The sequence below is a fragment of the Pseudomonas sp. Irchel 3A5 genome (assembly GCF_900187575.1).
GTDB classification, from domain to species: Bacteria; Pseudomonadota; Gammaproteobacteria; order Pseudomonadales; family Pseudomonadaceae; genus Aquipseudomonas; species Aquipseudomonas folii.
This window is the reverse complement of record NZ_FYDU01000005.1, coordinates 239,046-257,582: the sequence shown is the minus strand read 5'-3', so window position 1 is coordinate 257,582 and position 18,537 is coordinate 239,046. Positions and strand designations below refer to the sequence as shown.

Genomic DNA, 18,537 nt, shown 5'->3' with positions numbered 1-18,537 from the left:
GAGGGATTGAATGCTTCCGTGGAACCGGCTTTAGCCGGGAAGGCGGCATGTCTGACGATGAAAATGCAGTGCTTTTACTGGCCTCTTCCCGGCTAAAGCCGGTCCCACGACATCGCGCCAATATTGAGATCACACCAGTGGGAGCCTGTGGGCTATATGTTCATACCGTTGCAGGCGGGTTGATTATCCGGACAGATGAATACTGGCGAGGGATTGAATGCTTCCGTGGGACCGGCTTTAGCCGGAAAGGCGGCATATCTGACGATGAAAATGCAGTGCTTGTACTGGCCTCTTCCCGGCTAAAGCCGGTCCCACGACATCGCTCCAATATTGAGATCACACCTGTGGAAGCCTGCGGGCTATATGTTCATACCGTTGCAGGCGGGTTGATTGCCCAGGCGGATGAACACTGGTGAGGGATTGAATGCTTCCGTGGAACCGGCTTCAGCCGGGAAGGCGGCATGTCTGACGATGAAAATGCAGTGCTTGTAATGGCCTCTTCCCGGCTAAAGCCGGTCCCACGACATCGCGCCAATATTGAGATCACACCTGTGGGAGCCTGCGGGCTATATCCTCACACCGTTGCAAGCGGGTTGATTGCCCAGGCGATGAACACTGGTGAGGGATTGAATGCTTCCGTGGGACCGGCTTTAGCCGGGAAGGCGGCATGTCTGACGATGAAAATGCAGTGCTTGTACTGGCCTCTTCCCGGCTAAAGCCGGTCCCACGACATCGCGCCAATATTGAGATCACACCTGTGGGAGCCTGTGGGCTATATGTTCATACCGTTGCAGGCGGGTTGATTATCCGGACAGATGAATACTGGCGAGGGATTGAATGCTTCCGTGGGACCGGCTTTAGCCGGGAAGGCGGCATGTCTGACGATGAAAATGCAGTGCTTGTACTGGCCTCTTCCCGGCTAAAGCCGGTCCCACGACAGCGCGCCAATATTGAGATCACACCTGCGGGCTATATGTTCATACCGTTGCAGGCGGGTTGATTATCCGGACAGATGAATACTGGTGAGGGATTGAATGCTTTCGTGGAACCGGCTTTAGCCGGGAAGGCGGCATGTCTGACGATGAAAATGCAGTGCTTTTACTGGCCTCTTCCCGGCTAAAGCCGGTCCCACGACATCGCGCCAATATTGAGATCACACCTGTGGGAGATTTTGTGTTTGCCCACAAGTGAACTGCACCCCACAAGGGATGCATTTCACCTGAGTGATTTAACGCTTGCCCATCGACTTGCGAGTGCCGTGAGGAGCGGCGCCGGGGATTTTGTTGTGCCCGTGCTTGTTCGACTTCTGATACCAAGGCTCGTCTTTTTTCGACTGCGCGAAGTCAGCGGGTTTGAAAGGGAAGCTGAACGCAGGGATCGGTGCTTTTTTATCCGCAGCCGAATCCTCGGCGACGACGGTTTCAGGAGCCGGTGTTGAGTCAGTAGAAGTCATGAAAAGCTCCAGAAATTGGCAATCAGTCGTCGAAAGGTCGCGCAGCATACCTGAATCGTTTGCCCGCTGCCTGCACTGCCCCAAACCTCTCATCGGCTGAGACTACTTGTAGAACAGGTCGATCATCACTTCGGCCTCGAATGGCCCGGTTTTAGGGGTGTTCGTCTGCCATACCAGCTCGGCATTGAAGTCGACACTGGCCGCTTGGGTATCGTTGAGCAAATCGACCAGATGAAAGGGTTCGTTGTAGCTCAACACCGAGTCATCACGGGCGTTCAAAATGCGGATACCGACACTGTCGTTCGCGGCCGGGATCAGGTAGCTCCCTGATAAGCTGCCACTGACCGGTTTGAAGCGCGCGCCCAGGCTGAACGGCGAATCACAAGTGCGGCGAGCGACAAGCGAAAACGCTCGGCGCTCAATGACGTTGCCCACCGCCACCTGCTGAATGCCGATATTTCCAAAATCCATGGCTTCAGGCACGACCTGTAACTGCGCATCACACGCCACGAAGCGCAGCCCACTCAGATTATTGATGCGGTAACTGAGACTGTGATCCGGCAAAGGATCAAGCCCCTTGCCGCTGTCGAGCTGGAACACCCGGTAATCAAGCAAATCACTGGCAATGCCGGAGTGTGGGGTCGGCCCGAACTTCTGAATAAACACGGAAAACGCAAGATTGAATCGGGCGTCGGGGCAAGCAACGATGTCCCCTGCCCCTTGGGGACAAGCAGGCAGGTATTGACCGGTACTGATTCGCCCGCTGTTTTGGGAATGATCGACTCCCGTCAAGGTGAGACCGGCGCGGATGCCCTGGCCAATTTTCAGGTTGTCCGGGTTGAGGTAAAGGAAAATTTCTTCCTGAACTGAGAGCTCGCCGTCCTTGATGCATTCGACCTGAAGATCCATCCGTTCAGAACGCCAGACTATATCTCCGTCGGGCGCGCTGGCCGGAATCGCCACGCTGCTGTCGAGATCGGCACGAACCACCGTTTCCCCTGCGCCCTGGGTTTTGCAGATCATGGCGAAACCGGTGGCTGGGGTCAGTAACAGAGCCAGCAGAAGCAAGACTCTGCAGGAGCTGCCCAGTCGCCAAAGCGCCCCGCTGTCGCTCCGCGAACTCGGCTTCATGTGAGAGGCAGCGCTGCGTCCCTGACACAGCGCTGTCGCGAGGCAGGCGCGGGATCTGTAGGCGCGCACGAGCACCGCGAGGCCGCGATGGCGGTGTATCAGACAGGACGCCATCGCGGCCTCGCGTTGCTCGTGCGCTCCTACAGAAACGTATTCCAAATCAGATAGTCGTAATTTTGTTTGATGAGAGCGCACTTCTAAAGGCAAGGCGCTTGAGCTCAGAAAATTGCGCGAAGTCTGGAAACAGGTATTCATCATTCAGCAGTCCTTTTGCCGGTGTTCAGTGTTATCAAAGCCGTCGCTCTTGCCCGCCGCGCAATAAACATCCGCGCCGCCATAATCGTTCAGCGCCTTGAACGACAGGCTCCGAATCCCGCTTGCCGCAGGAACAGACATTTCATGGCTGGCACCTGGCGCCAGCAGCAGGTAATCGCTGGCAGCCACCCCGCCCAGCCGCACATCCTGTAAAGCGGCATGGTAAGCAGTCGGATTACTCACCCGTAACGAGGTGGAAGCCAGGGTCCAGCGCAGACGGTAGGCGGTTGCGGCAGGATCTTCGGTAAGCCCGGCAGGACGATAGAACAGGTTGATGCGCTGGCGGATGGCAATGCTCAACGCGTTAGTGAATTCAGCGCGCCGCGGTATTTCCAGCACATACAGGTGCAGCAAGGACTCCTCGTTGAGGGGCATGCCCTGGCCCTGATACAAAACCCTGAGCGTCTGCTTGCCGCGAGCTTCCAGATGCGCCAATTGCGGGCTAAGCACGAATGGAAGCTCGGCAGTGGCGTCTTCAAGATGGCCGTCGATACTGGCCGGATCACTCAACCAGGCCTGAATCAACACTTCACGATCACTGCGATTGGCGACTTCGAGACTCGCTTCGGGGAAGCGGCCATCAAAGACCAGACGAGTCCCGCTCAGCGACACGGCAGCCTGCAGATTAAAACTCCACAACAAGGCGGCGAGGCCCAGATAGATGAGCTTTGTCATTGGCAGATCACCCGAATGCGTTCGTAGGCACGCAGCGGATCCCGGGCTGGCAGGGCGAACGGTGCACGACAGCTTTGAGTGGCCCAACTGACCCGCAACTCGCCGCGGTCCTGCTCGCTAAGGACTAGCGCCCGACTTGTCGGGTCAACCACCGCCAGGGCCTTGCCGTTGAGGTCTTCGACACTCGCACCCAAGGGGATTTTGCTGCCGTCGGCCTGAACCAGCTCAAACTGTACGCGGCGCCCGGTTGAAGCCTTGAAGCGCACCACCGGCATCGCGCCACGACGCGGCACAATCTGGTTGACCGCGTTATCCAGCTCAACGTCCGCGCCGAGTTGACGCGTATCCAGGCTGACCCAGTTGCTTCGATAGGGCTGCGCGTACGGCAGCACGGCGTATCCATTGGCAGCGGTTTCGACATTACTGAAACTGGTCAGTCTGGCACCGCCGACCTTCGGCACCTCTACCAGCGCAAAGGTTTCCCCCAGTGACTGCCCAAGGTTTATGCCGCCGCCATGAACCAGCACGGAGCCAGAAGCCCCCAGGCTCAAAGCATCGTAATCACGGCCCTGGCTGTAGCCTGCCTCGAAGCGGCCATAGGGCTGAGTAGTATTGAGTTTTCCTGAGCCAAAACTTCCGGAACTGCTGTCGTGCCCGGCCTGCACCGAATAGAACGCATGACGCTGATCGAGCACCTGGCCACTGAGGCCGGCCTGAGCGTTGTATTCGCCCGCGCTGTCTCGTACGCCGTTGAAGGACAAGCGCGACGAACTGGAGTTTTCACCCAGTGGCAAAGTCAGGCTGACTGCAAGCCGGTTGTCATTTTCAGCCTGTCCGTCACGACCAAATTGGCGATTGTTTTCCAGCGACAGGCTGTAGCTGAGCGACCGCCAGGCAGCGTTATATGCCAGGTAAAACTGTCGAGTCTTGCTGCCAAGGCTCCAGTAACGCTGTTCTGAGGCGGTCAGACTGAGGCTGCCGAAATGCTCCGGCAAGGTCTGCGTAACGGTCAGCTCCATGCGGTCTTTGGGACGGCCAATCATTGCCCGACGGAACCGCGTGCGTGCCGATTCCACATGTTCATTGAGAGACAGATAACGTTCGGTCGAATACCGGTAACCCGCCACTGCGAAGGTAGTGTCGGTGGCATTCAGGGTATTGGCGTATCGCAGGCGAACACTCTGCCCGGTTTGACTCTGATCACGGGCTTCACTGATAGAGTGGGTCATGTCGGCGGACAGTGCGCCGTACCCGGTATTGAGGCCGGCGCCGACATTGGTTGCCTGATAATCCTCAGCCCATTGCAAACCGCCAAAGCTCGTGATGCGTTCGGACGCACCGTATATCAGGCCGAGACTGGTAAACGCCGGAGTCGCTGTGTCATCACTGCCGCTGTCGACCTGCCCTGCCGCAACGCTGTAACGAAATGCACCCTCGGGCACCATGATCGGCAGCGAAGCATAGGCTTGAGTGAAAGAACGCCGACGACCGTCAGCTTCAATGATGGTGACTTGCAGATCACCATTGGAACCGCTCGGGTAGATGTCGCTGATTTCGAACGGCCCCGGTGAAACGTTCCCGCTGTAGAGCAAAAAGCCATTTTGACGAACCTCCACCGACGCGTTGGTTTCGGCGGTGCCGCGAATCACTGGCGCATAATTACGCTCGCTGTCAGGCAACATGGCGTCGTCGGAACTCACTCCCACCCCCAGAAAACGCACACTGTCGAAGATTTGTGAATCGGTGAATGTCTCGCCGACGGTCAGTTGACTGCGCAGTGTGCTCAGATCCCGTTGCAGATAAGTCCGGTTACTACTGAAGCGATAAGACTGATCGTCGCCATAAACCAATGAGGACTCGTTCCTTAGCCGCCATGCGCCCAGGTTGAGGCCATTGCGCAGCCCCAGGTAATACTGGTCGGTCTGCTCCCGCTGATTACTGCGTCGAACAGCATTGAATGAGTAACTGGCAAAGCCGACGGACTCGCCTCCATCCCACAACTCCGGTGGTACATAACCCCTGGCGCTGCGTTGCATGACCGCTTGTGGCACGCTGATATTGAGGCGCAACGTGTTGGGTTGATACTCAACGCGGGCGAACTCGACATGTGCGGGCAAATCAAAACATTCCTGTGCACTTTGCGCTGTCGACTCAACGGACAAGCGATCGAGATCAAGCCCGAAAGCCTGAAGCATCTCCAGCGTCAGACAGGGTTCGATACGGCCAGATGACGGGTTGCTGGCAAAAACGATATCGCGCCGACCGCTCAGTGCGCGGTTGACGTAAATGTCCACCCGATACGTACCCGGCAACAGCGTATTGGCCTGCAGGAATTCAGTGAGTTCTGGAGGCTGATCGCTGCCCTGAATGAATGCGGTGTTGAACTTTACCGGGGCAACCGGCGTACTTTCGAGCGCCCAGCCTTGTGCTGTAAATACATGCATGACGACCAGAACCATACCGGCGGTTACCGACTTGAGTTGGAACCCTTTTGCCAACCGCAGGATGGATCCCGGAGTTGATTCCCCAATGTTTTTGTAAAGCCATTCCATTAGCTGTTTCCACTCGATCTGGAAGTTCTGAGCCATGCCCGAATCCCTTTCAGGCAGACACACCACTACTGAGCCATTGCGCGTGACGCGGCTTGAAATTGGGTAAGTAACGAAGTGACGAAAAACTACCTCACCGCTATTGAGGTTCCACCTTGACGGCCTGTGTAATCTCGCCTGCTTTCAGTGCGGCGCGGTATGCAACCTGACCACCAAAATCATTGATGCTAATGAAGTTCAACGTTGCTCCATCGCCTGTCGCACTCAACGGCAGTTGAAGTTGCTGCCTGGGGGCTATCATCTGGCTGTCCTGGCTCAGCAACTTGTTGCCAGCACGCTGTGCGGTAATCATGACCATTGAAACGTGAAACGGCCCCGGATTCTCAACGTGCAATGTATTATCTGCCGCCAGCTTCCAGCGCAGCTGCTCTGGCGCTTTGGCGACATCACCCACCAGCCCTTTGGGTCGGAAGAACAGTTTCATGCGTTGCCGAATGGCGATCTGCAATGTGTTTTGCGCGGCCACCTGAGGAACTTCCTGAACGTTGAGCCAGAGGACTGACTCGCGATCCTGCGGCATGTCCGTGCCCGCATAAATAATCCGCACCAGTTGCCTGCTATCACTGGCCAGGCGTGCGATCGCAGGGGTTATCACAAACGGTAGATTATTCGGGTCGGTATATTCGGCGTTTGGCTCCAGCCAACTTTGCACGAGGATTTCCTTAGCCCCGGCGTTATGTACGCCGAAACTGACCTCCTTGTCTGAAGCGGAATAAATGATACGCGTGGTGTTTATTACAATGCTGGCCTGCGCCTGGGTGCATACCAGCAATAACCACAAAGCCGTTTTAGCCAACAGGGCCATACGACGGTAAAGAAACAGAAACATGCTGGCGCTCGCCTTTTTACTCGGTATGAAATCCCACAGTGTCTTGACTAGACACGGTTCGCAGGGCCGGGCTCAAACCGCGCGCGGCTTAAGCCGGCCCTGCGAACGTCCATACCCTTCAATGTTCGATGGAGTATGTAACCCGAGATGGAGCGAGCAGTGCTCGCTCCCTACGGCGTATTACTCGTAATCCAGCGTAAATGGCAGGTCGCCCATGGCGGTACCAGGCCGGGTTTCGGTGCCATTGAGCATGTAAACCCCGGCCAGGTTGAGCTCAGCAGTGGCGCCACCAGCGCTGTCCTTGATCAGTGGTTTGTCTATGGTTCCAGTTCCGGACAGATCCATGAGCTGATTCGAAGCGTTAAGCACACCGATGGCAACACCACCCGCCGAGCCGGTTACGCGAAGCAACTTGCTGTCATTGTCATCTGTGCCGTGGCCCATCCCGGCCTTAAAGCGCATCTTCACCAGATTGTATTGTTCGGCACCCGCTGTGCAGTTGACCAAGAGCTGAATAGGCGTCGCGGTCTCCAGTTTGTTTTGGCCAGAGGTGCCAATTTCAGAGAACGAAACGTTGCCCAGATCAACCGCAATATCCCCAGGCTGGGTACCAGGACCGGTGCCTGCGCCTGGCGCAACGCTGCAGGAAATATTGGTCAGAGTGCCGGAAAACTTCAGCACGCCATTGTTAGCAGCATTGGCCGTGTTAGTCAGACCCAAAGCAAAGGCGCCACTAATGGCGAGCGCGAGAGTGATATTTTTCATATTAACGACATTCCTTGTGTTATTTCGTGTATGCCCTGAATCGGACGCCACGCACTATAAGGTTCGATCTCTGGTATCGATGTCGGCTTTATTACTTTAATCAGATGGATTAAGCCTCAGAACTTGCAGGAACTTTCCGTAGGAATAACCGCAACTCTTTTGCAGCCCGCATAAACCATGGCGTTGCGATAATACCCGATAAAAAAGGTCAGGCAATAGTTCACATAAAGTTGACGGTAGTACTACAACCCTCAACTTTATTTGAAACCAGGCTTGTCACTCACTCGATTGAGTAACAGGTTAGCGGATGGACTCTGGCAAAGGAGCCAAGCGTTCGTGCTGTAAACATATGAGCTGAGCTCACGAGCACGGTAATCGCAACCTCGCGGTGCTCGTGCGCGCTCATCAAACAACAAAATACTGTTTGAAACGCATTTTCTGTAAACGCTGCCGAAGACCGCGAAGCATTTCTCCTGGTGTACCGCGATCGCAGCCTTCGGCAGCTCCTGCAGGTTCTGCTTTTGACGCGAAGCAGCGCCATGCGGTGGCCACCCAGACAGAGCCTATTGATAAGTCAGGGTCAGAACCCCGGCACCCGATGGGTTGCTCTTAGATAATGATACTGGCAGCGCCTGATACTGCGTCGAGAACGGGATCACCGATGCGGTGCAGGCGTTTTGCGCCGTATCAACCACGATTGACATGTGTCCCGAAACGTTGACCCGTTGAGTGTTGACCCCTCCTGCCGAGCTCGTCGATAGCACTGCGCAGCTGGCATTGGTGATATACCCGCTGAAACTCAGCCGCCCGTCAGCGGCCGACGCGGCAAACGCAGTCAGGCATAAAGAACCCACAATCAGAAGGGAGGCCACCTTGCGCGCCTCATGAATGACTTCGAACCAACGGTTCTTGCTTGAGACGCTGCGTTTCATGGGCTTGCTCCGACTTAGTACGTTTTGATCAACGCAAAAAAAACCAAAGGGAACAAGCAGGAGGATTTTCCGCGAATTCCTTTCTATACATATCGTCTCGGGCCCGGGTTTCTTGATAACGTTCGTGGGCGCTGCGCCTTTCTTGCTGACAATTCTGACAGGTGGCCGTCACCCTGCTGACCGGGTTGACCGGCTATAAGAGAAGCGCCATCCACCATGACCTTCCTTCTTCCGACTTTCCGGCGTCTCTCGAATGCGTAAACAGACCAGAACCGTCCTTGCCGTTGCTGTCATCGTGGGCTTGATCGGTGTATCCAGCTGGACCCTGACTCGTCCGGCGGCGGCTAAAGTCAGCGCACCGACGGCAGTGCCGGTCAAAGTCGTCAAAGTGACCGAGGAGGATGTGCCCCGTTTCGTAACGGGTATTGGTTCAGTGCTGTCTTTGCACAGCGTGATCATTCGCCCGCAAGTGGATGGCATCCTCACCAAAGTGCTGGTCAAGGAAGGGCAAACGGTCAAAACCGGAGATTTGCTGGCGACGATTGACGACCGGGCCATTCGCGCCTCGCTGGAGCAAGCCAGGGCGCAACTGGCGCAAAGCAAAGCACAGCTGGACATGGCTCAGGTCGATCTGAAGCGCTACCGGCTGCTCAGTGAAGACAATGGCATCTCGAAACAGACCTTTGATCAGCAGCAAGCCACGGTTCATCAGCTCAAAGCCACTGCCATGGGCAACGAGGCTGCGATCAACGCCGCTCAAGTGCAGCTGTCGTACACCCAGATCCGCTCGCCGGTGACCGGCAGGGTCGGGATTCGCAATGTCGATGAAGGCAACTTCCTGCGCGTCAGCGATGCTCAGGGCTTGTTTTCGGTCACCCAGATTGATCCCGTCTCGGTGGAGTTCTCACTGCCGCAACAAATGCTGCCGACGCTGCAAGGCCTGATCGCCTCAAATACGCCTGCGGGTGTAAAAGCGTTCCTCGGCGATGGCGACAACGGCACGCTGCTGGGCGACGGCAAGCTGACCCTGATCGATAACCAGGTCTCGGCCACTACCGGAACCATTCGCGCCAAAGCCGAATTCAATAATCCGAAACAGCTGTTGTGGCCAGGGCAACTGGTCACGGTAAAAATCCAGACCACCATCGACCGCGATGCCTTGCGAGTGCCGCCGCAGGTGGTGCAACGCGGCATCGATCAGCACTTCGCATTCCGGGTCAATGGCGACAAGGTCGAGGTGGTTCCGGTGCAGGTGCTGTATCAGGACAGCAGCCTGATGCTGATCTCCGGTCCCAAGGCTGGCGACGTGCTGGTCAGTGACGGTCAGTCACGACTCAAGGCAGGATCGAAAATCGAAGTGCTGCGTAACACGACAGAGACTAGCCAGACGGCAGAGCTGGACGGCACACGATGAAGGGCCGCGGATCGATTTCAGCCTGGTGCGTAGACCATCCGGTCGCCACGTTATTACTGACGTTTGCCATGGTTCTGCTGGGGGCGATTGCGTTCCCGCGCCTGCCTGTCGCGCCACTGCCTGAGGCCGAGTTCCCGACGATTCAGGTCACCGCGCAATTACCCGGCGCCAGCCCGGAAACCATGGCCTCATCAGTCGCGACGCCGCTGGAGGTGCAATTCAGTGCCATCCCTGGCATGACGCAAATGACCTCCAGCAGCGCCTTGGGCTCCACCAACCTGACCCTGCAATTTACCCTCAACAAAAGCATCGACACCGCCGCTCAGGAAGTTCAGGCCGCGATCAATACCGCGGCAGGCCGCCTTCCAGCCGATATGCCCAACCTGCCGACCTGGCGCAAGGTCAACCCGGCGGACAGCCCGGTGCTGATTCTCAGCGTCAGCTCCAATCTGATGCCGCCTACCGAACTGAGCGACGTGACGGAGTCGTTGTTGGCGCGGCAACTGAGCCAGATTGACGGCGTCGGACAGGTGTTCATCACCGGCCAGCAGCGACCCGCGATTCGCGTGCAAGCAGCACCGGAGAAGCTTGCCGCACTGGGCCTGACCCTTGCCGATATCCGTGTCGCGGTGCAACAGACCAGTCTCAACCTCGCCAAAGGCGCGTTGTACGGCAAGGACAGCGTGTCCACCATCGCCTCCAACGATCAGCTGTTTCGGCCCCAGGATTACGCACAACTGATCGTTTCCTACAAGGACGGCGCCCCTGTTCATCTGAAGGACGTGGCGCGGGTCATCAACGGTTCGGAAAACGCGTACGTGCAGGCCTGGTCGGGTGATCAGCAAGGCGTCAACGTGACGATCTTCCGCCAGCCCGGTGCCAATATCGTGGAAACTGTGGACCGCATTCAGCGCGAGATGCCTCGTCTGCTGGAAATGCTTCCGGCCTCGGTCGACGTCTCGGTGCTCAATGACCGGACGCGAACCATTCGTGCCTCGCTTCACGAGGTGGAAATGACGTTGGTGATCGCGATCCTGCTGGTGGTTGCGGTCATGGCGCTTTTCCTGCGCCAGCTGTCGGCCACGCTGATTGTCAGCGCTGTGCTGGGCGTCTCGCTGGTCGCCAGCTTCGCGATGATGTACGTGTTTGGTTTCAGCCTGAACAACCTGACGCTGGTGGCCATTGTGGTGGCAGTCGGGTTCGTGGTGGACGACGCCATTGTCGTGGTGGAGAACATCCATCGACACCTTGAAGCCGGTGACGGCATGCGCGAAGCGGCGATCAAGGGTTCCGGGGAAATCGGCTTCACAGTGGTGTCTATCAGCTTCTCCCTGGTGGCGGCGTTTATTCCGTTGCTGTTCATGGGCGGCGTGGTCGGGCGGCTGTTCAAGGAGTTTGCACTCACCGCCACCGCCACCATTCTGATTTCGGTGGTCGTTTCACTGACGCTGGCACCCACGCTGGCGGCGCTGTTCATGCGCGCGCCGAAACATGATCCGCATGCAAAGCCTGGTTTCAGCGAACGCCTGCTGGCACTTTATGAGCGAGGATTGAACAAGGCCCTGGCCCATCAACGGATCATGCTCGGGGTTTTCGGACTGACATTTGTGCTGGCAGGCGTTGGCTACGTCCTGATCCCGAAAGGGTTTTTCCCTGTGCAGGACACGGCGTTCGCCCTTGGCACCAGCGAGGCTGCGGCCGATATCTCCTACCCCGACATGGTGGAAAAACACCTGCAACTGGCAAAAATCGTTGGTGCCGATCCGGCAGTCCAGGCGTTCTCCCATTCGGTGGGCGTCAGCGGCAGCAACCAGACCATCGCCAACGGGCGATTCTGGATATCGCTCAAACCCCGGGGTGAGCGCGACGTTTCGGTGAGTGAGTTCATTGACCGGATACGTCCGAAGCTGGCGAAGATTCCCGGCATCGTTCTGTACCTGCGCGCCGGACAAGACATCAACCTGAGCCCCGGTCCGAGTCGCAGTCAGTATCAATATGTACTCAAGAGCAACGACGGTCCGCTGCTCAATACCTGGACCCAGCGCCTGACGGAAAAACTGCGCACCAACCCGGCATTCCGTGACTTGTCGAACGACTTGCAGCTGGGCGGTAGCGTCACTCATATCAATATTGACCGCAGTGCTGCAGCGCGCTTCGGGCTGACCACCAATGATGTCGATCAGGCGCTGTACGACGCGTTCGGCCAGCGGCAGATCAGCGAATTCCAGACCGAAATCAACCAGTACAAAGTGATTCTGGAGCTGGACGCCAAACAGCGCGGCAAGGCCGAAAGCCTGGCGTATTTCTATCTGCGCTCGCCACTGACCAACGAAATGGTCCCCCTGTCGGCGCTGGCTAAAGTGGGCGCGCCAACCATGGGGCCATTGTCCATCGCCCATGACGGCATGTTTCCCGCCGCCAACCTGTCGTTCAATCTGTCGCCAGGCGTAGCATTGGGCGATGCGGTGCGCATGCTCGATCAGGCCAAAAACGAAATCGGCATGCCGGCGTCGATCATCGGTAACTTCCAGGGCGCAGCCCAGGCTTTTCAGAGTTCGCTGGCCAACCAGCCTTGGCTGATTCTTGCGGCGCTGGTGGCGGTGTACATCATTTTGGGTGTGCTTTATGAAAGCTTTGTCCACCCGCTGACGATCATTTCCACCCTGCCCTCGGCAGGTATCGGAGCGCTGTTACTGCTGTGGTTGATGGGGAAGGACTTTTCGATCATGGCCCTGATTGGTGTGGTCCTGCTGATCGGTATCGTCAAGAAGAACGGTATTTTGCTGGTGGACTTCGCCCTGGAGGCGCAACGTGATCGCGGCATGAGCCCACTGGACGCGATTCACGAAGCCTGCCTGACGCGTTTCCGTCCCATCATCATGACGACCCTGGCGGCATTGCTTGGCGCCCTGCCCTTGATGCTCGGTTATGGTGTCGGCGCCGAACTGCGCCAACCGCTGGGGATCGCGGTGGTCGGCGGGTTGCTGGTCAGCCAGATGCTGACGCTGTTTACGACGCCGGTGATCTATTTGCAGCTGGAGCGGGTGTTTCATAAGCCAAAAGGATCTCAACCTGTGGGAGCGGCCGGGGTGGCGCTCCACCTTGCCCGCGATAAGAACACCGCGATCTAAAGTGAACCGCGTCCAGCCTTATCGCGGGCAAGCACCGCTCCCACAGGAATGTATTCCAGCTCAAAAACTGTGTATTTTTTTTGCACCAAGAGACCCTGCCCCATGCGTGTCCTGATCATCGAAGACGAAGAGAAGACCGCCGATTACCTGCGTCGCGGTCTGACCGAGCAAGGCTTTACCGTGGACCTCGCCCGCGACGGTATCGAGGGCCTGCACCTGGCGCTGGAAAGCGATTACGACGTGATCATTCTCGACGTGATGCTTCCCGGTCTGGATGGTTTTGGCGTGTTGCGCGCCTTGCGGGCCCGCAAACAGACGCCCGTGATCATGCTCACCGCCCGTGAGCAAGTGGATGACCGTATCCGAGGCTTGCGTGAAGGCGCCGATGACTACCTGGGCAAGCCGTTCTCGTTCCTTGAGCTGGTCGCTCGCCTGCAAGCGCTAACGCGACGCAGCAGCGGTCACGAGCCCATGCAAATCAGCATTGCCGATCTGTGGATTGACCTGATCAGCCGTAAGGCAACCCGCGCCGGGCTGCGTCTGGACCTGACGGCCAAGGAGTTCTCGCTGCTCAGCGTGCTGGCGCGCCGCCAAGGGGAAATTCTCTCCAAGACGTCCATCGCCGAGATGGTCTGGGACATCAATTTCGACAGCGACGCCAACGTCGTCGAAGTCGCGATCAAACGACTACGCGCCAAACTCGACGGCCCCTTCGAACAGAAATTACTGCACACCATTCGCGGCATGGGCTACGTGCTTGAAAGTCGCGTCGGAGCGCCGCAGTGAAGACTGACTCCATCGCCCTGCGCCTGAGCGGTTTGTTCGCGCTGGTGGCGTTGCTGGTTTTTACCCTGATCGGCTGGGCGTTATATCTGCAGGTTGATAAAAGCATGGCGCTGCTGCCGGAAGCGGAGGCAGAGGCGCGCTACAGCGTGCTGGAATCCGCGGTCAATCGCCACAGCGATGTCGAACACTGGGGCCGTATCAAAAGCAAACTCAAGCTGCTCAGCGAAGAAGACAAGCGTCTGCGGTTCTGGGTGGTCAGCGACAATCCGGTCTATGAGTTCGGCAACCCGGATGCCCACATTCGTCGTTTCGCCAATGGCCCCCTGGGCATGCGTGACCTGCAGATTGCAGGGCATGAATATCCGTTCAAAGTGTTGGTCAGCCAGTTCGAGGCCAAGGAACAACGCCCGCCGCTACGTTTCCTGATTGCCGTCGATACCGAAACATTCCTGCAAACCCAGCACTCGCTGATGATCGCCCTGATCGGCTTCGCGGCGCTCGGCATCCTGCTGGCGTCAGTGCTGGGCTATTGGGTCGCGCGTATCGGGCTGCGGCCGTTGACCAGTCTTTCCCTGGAGGCGCAAAAACTCACACCTCCCAGACTCTCCGGACGCCTGCAGATGACGCCGCTGCCACCGGAACTGAACCAGTTTGTGACCTCGTTCAACTCGACACTCGAGCGAGTCGAGCAGGCCTATGCGCGGCTCGAATCCTTCAATGCGGATGTCGCCCATGAACTGCGCTCGCCCCTGACCAACCTCATAGGCCAGACTCAGGTTGCCTTGACCCGAGGGCGTTCGGCGGAACACTACTTCGAGGTGCTGCAATCGAATCTGGAAGAACTGGAACGACTGCGCTCGATCATCAACGACATGCTCTTCCTCGCCAGTGCCGATCAGGGCAGCAAGGTAACGGAGCTGACTTGCGCCTCTCTGGCTCAGGAAGTGGCGACCACGCTGGATTATCTGGACTTCATTCTTGAGGATGCGCAGGTACAGGTCGAAGTCCACGGTGATGCCCGTGTGCCCATGGAAAAGGCGCACTTGCGTCGGGCCCTGATCAACTTGCTGCACAATGCCGTGCAACACACTGAGGCTGGGCGAACGATTCGCGTGGACATTGCCGAGCAGACCGATCACGTCAGTGTGAGCGTCGCCAACCCCGGCACGCAGATCGCCAGCGAACACCTGCCCAAGCTGTTCGAACGCTTTTACCGGGTGGACGCCTCCCGCGCCAACAGCGGCGCCAACCATGGCCTGGGGCTGGCCATTGTCAAAGCCATTGCGCTGATGCATGGCGGCAACGTGTTCGTGCATAGCCGCGAGGGTATCAATACCTTCGGGATCAATTTGCCGTTGTGATGCATCACGGTTGGTTGCGGACCTCAAGACGTGGGACCGACTTCAGCCGGGAAGAGGCCAGTACAACTGGCAAATGTGCGTTGGCAGGAATGCAGCTTTCCCGGCTGAAGCCGGTCCCACGTCGGACATTAGCTTGCTGGCCACTATCGAACCTCCAACAAGAAGCCCGCCCTTACATGCATGACAATACCGCGTCACTGAGACAGTAAGATGGCTCAGCAAATAAAGCGCATTCACAAGCACAATAAATCACTTCTGTTTCAACGCGTCCCACATGGGTTATAAATAACGGGTCGCTATTGACTTCAAATGCATAAAAATTCTTTAACTCTTTAAAAACAAAGCGTTGGGGAAGCGTTAATCATTTACCGAGTTTATCCCGCGCAATGATTGTTCAACACGCCATGCAGGCACCGTATAAAAAATGGACTCGACCAGAAATTTTCCTGGTATGCGGCAGTGTGCTGGCAATCGCCGCCATTGCGATCATTGTTATCTCGTTATTGATCCGCGAACGAAAGGATGCCAATCAAGCGGCATCGCGGGCGTCTTCCAATATCGTGAGTCTGATTGATGCCGATGTATTGCGTAATGCGGAGCTCTACGACACCTCGTTGCAAGGCATGATCAGCGCGTGGCAGATGCCCGAACTGCACAATATTGCGCCGAATCTGCGTCATCTGGTTCTGTTTGATCGCTCCACCGCGGCACGCTACAAAGGCGACCTGCTGTTACTGGACAAGAACGGTCGTATTCTTGCCGACTCCACATCACTGCAGCCCCGCCCTTTCAATCTCGCCGATCGCGCGCACTTTCAGGAGCACATGCGTAACCCATCACTTGAGATGAAAGTCGGTGCGCCTTTCAAGTCGCGCGGAGGTTTCAAGGACTGGTGCATCACCTTCAGTCGGCGAATATCCGGCGAGGATGGCTCGTTTCAAGGCATCGCCAGTGCGGCCATGCGTCTGGTGTATTTCAAGCAGTTGTTTCGCACGCTGGACATTGGTCCGGACAGCAATGTCACGCTACTCAATACCGACGGCGCCCTGCTCGCTCGCCATCCGGAAATTCCCGGCAGGGACCTCATCGCCACCAGCTTTGCCAGCAGCCCGAACTTCAAACGGATTATTGAGGAAGGTAATGGCAGTTTTTCCGGGACGTCATCCATCGACGGCAAAGAGCGCCTGTATACGTTTTCCCATGTCGGCGATTTGCCGTTGATTGTCGTGGTAGGCCAGTCTGTAAAAGAGGTCTACGCCCTCTGGCACCGCAATGTGCTGCTGGTCGGCATCGCTACCACCGTATTGTGTTTAGGTATTTTGTGGCTGAGCCTGCTGCTGCGCCGTGAATTAGGCCTGCGGCATCAGGCTGAAGCCGAACTCAGAACCCGTGCGTCCACCGATGCGCTGACCGGGCTGGCCAATCGACGTCGGCTCGATGAAGTAATTAAAAGCGAATGGATGCGCAGCATCCGTTCAGGCAAACCCGTTTCACTGCTGGTGATTGATGTGGATCACTTCAAAGCCTTCAACGATCGTCACGGCCATCATGGCGGGGATGAGGCGTTACGCAATGTGGCAACGACCATCGCCAGCAACATCAGAAGGCCGGGTGATTTTGTAGCCCGGTACGGCGGCGAAGAGTTTGTTGTGGTGCTGGGGGAAACCGATATGGACGGTGCCAGGGCCATCGCAGAGATCATCAGGCAAGCCGTGCAGGATATTGCACCCTATGCGGGGGATAACCAGCCAATTACCGTCAGCATTGGTATCGCCTGTACAGAGGCGAATGCTGGCGCCCCTGTTGATACGCTGTTCAGCACTGCCGACAAGGCGCTGTATGTTGCCAAGAGCAACGGGCGTAATCGGGTTGAGCCGGCTTAGTTTCGAGGGGGATGTTTAGCCAGAAGGCAGGGCTCAGCCAGTTAATTAGCCTGCGTTAACATTGGCCGCTTCGCGAATAAATTCGCTCCCACAGGTGCGCGTCTGGCCACACCTATCGCTGAATTAAAGCCATAAAAAAACGCCAGGCTGGCTGGCGTTTTTTCAGACAATCAAGTCTTAGTGTGCAGCTTTCTCGGCACGAGCAGCATTACGCAGGTCACGGACTTTATCGTGGTTAGCTTGTACGCCAACCAGTTGCTTGTCGATCAACGAGGTAACAGAAGCTGGCAGGTTCTTCTCAACCGCTTTCTGACGGGCTTCTTTGTAAGCCTTCAGCGCTACGTCTTCGCCGCGCTCTACTTCTTCCAGGATTGCTTTGTCGTCTTTACCGGTCAGTACCGACTTCAGGTCAACCCATGCACGGTGCAGGGTGCCGCTAACGCTGGAAGAAGTTTCTGGATCGCCGCCCAGTGAACGTACTTCAGCCTGCAGCTCAGCGACCGAAGTTTTGATTTCTGCAGAACGGCTCAGGAAGTAAGCCTTGATTGCAGGGTTTTTGATATCTTCTGCGCTGGTCTGAAAACCCTTTTCGCCATCTTTGCTGGTTTCGATCAGGTCGTTCAGAAGGGAGATCGATTCTTTATTGATGTCAGTCATTTTCAAGTTCCTTATGGGCAGGTTTATACAAAATGATTTGCATGCTTAGGTAATTGCAGGGGGCATGCCAGCTTTTTGAATAAACCTAATCCTTTAAAATCAATGACTTATATTAAACACCATACAGACGAGTCGTGATTTCTGCATGAACTGTCCTTTGGCCTGCATGCAGAATGCACGTATCGTCAGGGTGTTTTGAAATCAGGTAACGCGAAGCTCATGGATCCGGAAAAACTTTTGCTGCTGGTCACCCGCGAGATGCCTTTTGGCAAATACAAAGGCCGCCTGCTTGCGGACTTGCCGGGCCAATATTTGAACTGGTTTGCAAGGGAAGGCTTCCCCAAGGGAGAGCTGGGCAGCCTGTTGGCGTTGATGCAGGAGATTGACCACAACGGCCTGTCGGAGCTGCTTGATCCGCTGCGTACGCGACCGCGGAAGAAGTACAGCGACCGCTAATCGCAACAGATTCTGGAGCTTGTATGCAAGTTGACCCTGTAGGAGCTCACCGAGGTTACGAGGCCAGCGATAGCGGTTTGTCTGGTACACCGTCATCGCTGGCCTCGTAACCTCGGTGAGTTCCTACAGGATTGGGTTCA

16 protein-coding genes are annotated in these 18,537 nt (G+C 56.7%); 8 read left to right on the top strand and 8 right to left on the bottom strand.

Annotation, left to right across the window (positions count from 1 at the left end):
* Positions 1 to 47 precede the first annotated feature (47 nt).
* Positions 48 to 416 carry a hypothetical protein gene (locus CKW31_RS29530; protein ID WP_141230138.1) on the top strand — a complete coding sequence of 123 codons (369 nt, stop codon included), beginning with the start codon at positions 48 to 50 and terminating at the stop codon, positions 414 to 416.
* Positions 417 to 667: 251 nt separating this feature from the next.
* Positions 668 to 1,000 (top strand): hypothetical protein, encoded by a 333-nt coding sequence (locus CKW31_RS10210; protein WP_095094217.1) that lies wholly within the window; start codon positions 668 to 670, stop codon positions 998 to 1,000.
* A 228-nt stretch (positions 1,001 to 1,228) separates the two neighbouring features.
* Here the strand turns inward: CKW31_RS10210 and CKW31_RS10205 are convergent, their stop codons facing one another.
* The 7 genes from CKW31_RS10205 to CKW31_RS10175 form a co-directional block, all read right to left on the bottom strand.
* The gene (locus tag CKW31_RS10205; protein WP_095094465.1) at positions 1,229 to 1,453 is read right to left on the bottom strand and encodes a hypothetical protein; all 225 of its coding nucleotides are present in this window, start codon (positions 1,451 to 1,453) and stop codon (positions 1,229 to 1,231) included.
* Positions 1,454 to 1,555: 102 nt separating this feature from the next.
* Positions 1,556 to 2,584, bottom strand: a complete 1,029-nt coding sequence (locus CKW31_RS10200) for a fimbrial protein (RefSeq protein WP_095094209.1) — start codon at positions 2,582 to 2,584, stop codon at positions 1,556 to 1,558.
* A 258-nt stretch (positions 2,585 to 2,842) separates the two neighbouring features.
* A complete protein-coding gene (locus CKW31_RS10195; protein WP_095094205.1) occupies positions 2,843 to 3,574 on the bottom strand; it encodes a molecular chaperone in 732 nt (243 codons plus the stop codon).
* Entirely contained in the window at positions 3,571 to 6,018 is a 2,448-nt protein-coding gene (locus tag CKW31_RS10190) for a fimbria/pilus outer membrane usher protein (RefSeq protein ID WP_256582561.1), read from the bottom strand. Before CKW31_RS10190 ends, CKW31_RS10195 begins: the two co-directional genes overlap by 4 nt.
* 244 nt (positions 6,019 to 6,262) lie before the next feature.
* Positions 6,263 to 6,988: a molecular chaperone gene (locus CKW31_RS10185; protein WP_095094461.1), complete on the bottom strand. Its 726-nt coding sequence runs from the start codon at positions 6,986 to 6,988 to the stop codon at positions 6,263 to 6,265.
* 204 nt (positions 6,989 to 7,192) lie between these two features.
* Positions 7,193 to 7,777, bottom strand: coding sequence for a fimbrial protein (locus tag CKW31_RS10180; protein WP_095094203.1), 585 nt, complete (start codon positions 7,775 to 7,777; stop codon positions 7,193 to 7,195).
* Between the two features lie 563 nt (positions 7,778 to 8,340).
* A complete protein-coding gene (locus tag CKW31_RS10175; RefSeq protein ID WP_095094201.1) occupies positions 8,341 to 8,709 on the bottom strand; it encodes a type 1 fimbrial protein in 369 nt (122 codons plus the stop codon).
* Positions 8,710 to 8,962: 253 nt separating this feature from the next.
* Between CKW31_RS10175 and CKW31_RS10170 the strand changes: the two genes are divergently transcribed.
* From CKW31_RS10170 to CKW31_RS10150, 5 genes are all read left to right on the top strand, one after another.
* Positions 8,963 to 10,123, top strand: coding sequence for an efflux RND transporter periplasmic adaptor subunit (locus tag CKW31_RS10170; RefSeq protein WP_095094200.1), 1,161 nt, complete (start codon positions 8,963 to 8,965; stop codon positions 10,121 to 10,123).
* Positions 10,120 to 13,254, top strand: a complete 3,135-nt coding sequence (locus CKW31_RS10165; protein WP_256582554.1) for a multidrug efflux RND transporter permease subunit — start codon at positions 10,120 to 10,122, stop codon at positions 13,252 to 13,254. Before CKW31_RS10170 ends, CKW31_RS10165 begins: the two co-directional genes overlap by 4 nt.
* Positions 13,255 to 13,356: 102 nt before the next feature.
* The gene (locus CKW31_RS10160; protein WP_095094199.1) at positions 13,357 to 14,040 is read left to right on the top strand and encodes a heavy metal response regulator transcription factor; all 684 of its coding nucleotides are present in this window, start codon (positions 13,357 to 13,359) and stop codon (positions 14,038 to 14,040) included.
* Positions 14,037 to 15,401, top strand: a complete 1,365-nt coding sequence (locus CKW31_RS10155) for a heavy metal sensor histidine kinase (protein WP_095094198.1) — start codon at positions 14,037 to 14,039, stop codon at positions 15,399 to 15,401. Before CKW31_RS10160 ends, CKW31_RS10155 begins: the two co-directional genes overlap by 4 nt.
* A 386-nt stretch (positions 15,402 to 15,787) precedes the next feature.
* Positions 15,788 to 17,284 (top strand): sensor domain-containing diguanylate cyclase, encoded by a 1,497-nt coding sequence (locus tag CKW31_RS10150; protein ID WP_095094197.1) that lies wholly within the window; start codon positions 15,788 to 15,790, stop codon positions 17,282 to 17,284.
* A 177-nt stretch (positions 17,285 to 17,461) separates the two neighbouring features.
* Here CKW31_RS10150 and CKW31_RS10145 read toward each other — a convergent pair whose 3' ends face one another.
* A complete protein-coding gene (locus CKW31_RS10145; RefSeq protein WP_027901048.1) occupies positions 17,462 to 17,941 on the bottom strand; it encodes a PA2169 family four-helix-bundle protein in 480 nt (159 codons plus the stop codon).
* A 219-nt stretch (positions 17,942 to 18,160) separates the two neighbouring features.
* Here CKW31_RS10145 and CKW31_RS10140 point away from each other — a divergent pair, with 219 nt between their 5' ends.
* A complete protein-coding gene (locus tag CKW31_RS10140) occupies positions 18,161 to 18,397 on the top strand; it encodes a DUF3820 family protein (RefSeq protein WP_095094196.1) in 237 nt (78 codons plus the stop codon).
* Positions 18,398 to 18,537: the final 140 nt, after the last annotated feature.

What these genes read in the sequence shown, in the direction of transcription:
- CKW31_RS10165 (WP_256582554.1), top strand. Translation starts at nt 10,120, where the DNA reads ATGAAGGGCCGCGGATCGATTTCAGCCTGGTGCGTAGACCATCCGGTC.
- CKW31_RS10200 (WP_095094209.1), bottom strand. Translation starts at nt 2,584, where the DNA reads ATGAAGCCGAGTTCGCGGAGCGACAGCGGGGCGCTTTGGCGACTGGGC.
- CKW31_RS10140 (WP_095094196.1), top strand. Translation starts at nt 18,161, where the DNA reads ATGGATCCGGAAAAACTTTTGCTGCTGGTCACCCGCGAGATGCCTTTT.
- CKW31_RS10185 (WP_095094461.1), bottom strand. Translation starts at nt 6,988, where the DNA reads ATGGCCCTGTTGGCTAAAACGGCTTTGTGGTTATTGCTGGTATGCACC.
- CKW31_RS10150 (WP_095094197.1), top strand. Translation starts at nt 15,788, where the DNA reads ATGATTGTTCAACACGCCATGCAGGCACCGTATAAAAAATGGACTCGA.
- CKW31_RS10145 (WP_027901048.1), bottom strand. Translation starts at nt 17,941, where the DNA reads ATGACTGACATCAATAAAGAATCGATCTCCCTTCTGAACGACCTGATC.
- CKW31_RS10180 (WP_095094203.1), bottom strand. Translation starts at nt 7,777, where the DNA reads ATGAAAAATATCACTCTCGCGCTCGCCATTAGTGGCGCCTTTGCTTTG.
- CKW31_RS10190 (WP_256582561.1), bottom strand. Translation starts at nt 6,018, where the DNA reads ATGCATGTATTTACAGCACAAGGCTGGGCGCTCGAAAGTACGCCGGTT.
- CKW31_RS10160 (WP_095094199.1), top strand. Translation starts at nt 13,357, where the DNA reads ATGCGTGTCCTGATCATCGAAGACGAAGAGAAGACCGCCGATTACCTG.
- CKW31_RS10195 (WP_095094205.1), bottom strand. Translation starts at nt 3,574, where the DNA reads ATGACAAAGCTCATCTATCTGGGCCTCGCCGCCTTGTTGTGGAGTTTT.
- CKW31_RS10170 (WP_095094200.1), top strand. Translation starts at nt 8,963, where the DNA reads ATGCGTAAACAGACCAGAACCGTCCTTGCCGTTGCTGTCATCGTGGGC.
- CKW31_RS10175 (WP_095094201.1), bottom strand. Translation starts at nt 8,709, where the DNA reads ATGAAACGCAGCGTCTCAAGCAAGAACCGTTGGTTCGAAGTCATTCAT.
- CKW31_RS29530 (WP_141230138.1), top strand. Translation starts at nt 48, where the DNA reads ATGTCTGACGATGAAAATGCAGTGCTTTTACTGGCCTCTTCCCGGCTA.
- CKW31_RS10205 (WP_095094465.1), bottom strand. Translation starts at nt 1,453, where the DNA reads ATGACTTCTACTGACTCAACACCGGCTCCTGAAACCGTCGTCGCCGAG.
- CKW31_RS10210 (WP_095094217.1), top strand. Translation starts at nt 668, where the DNA reads ATGTCTGACGATGAAAATGCAGTGCTTGTACTGGCCTCTTCCCGGCTA.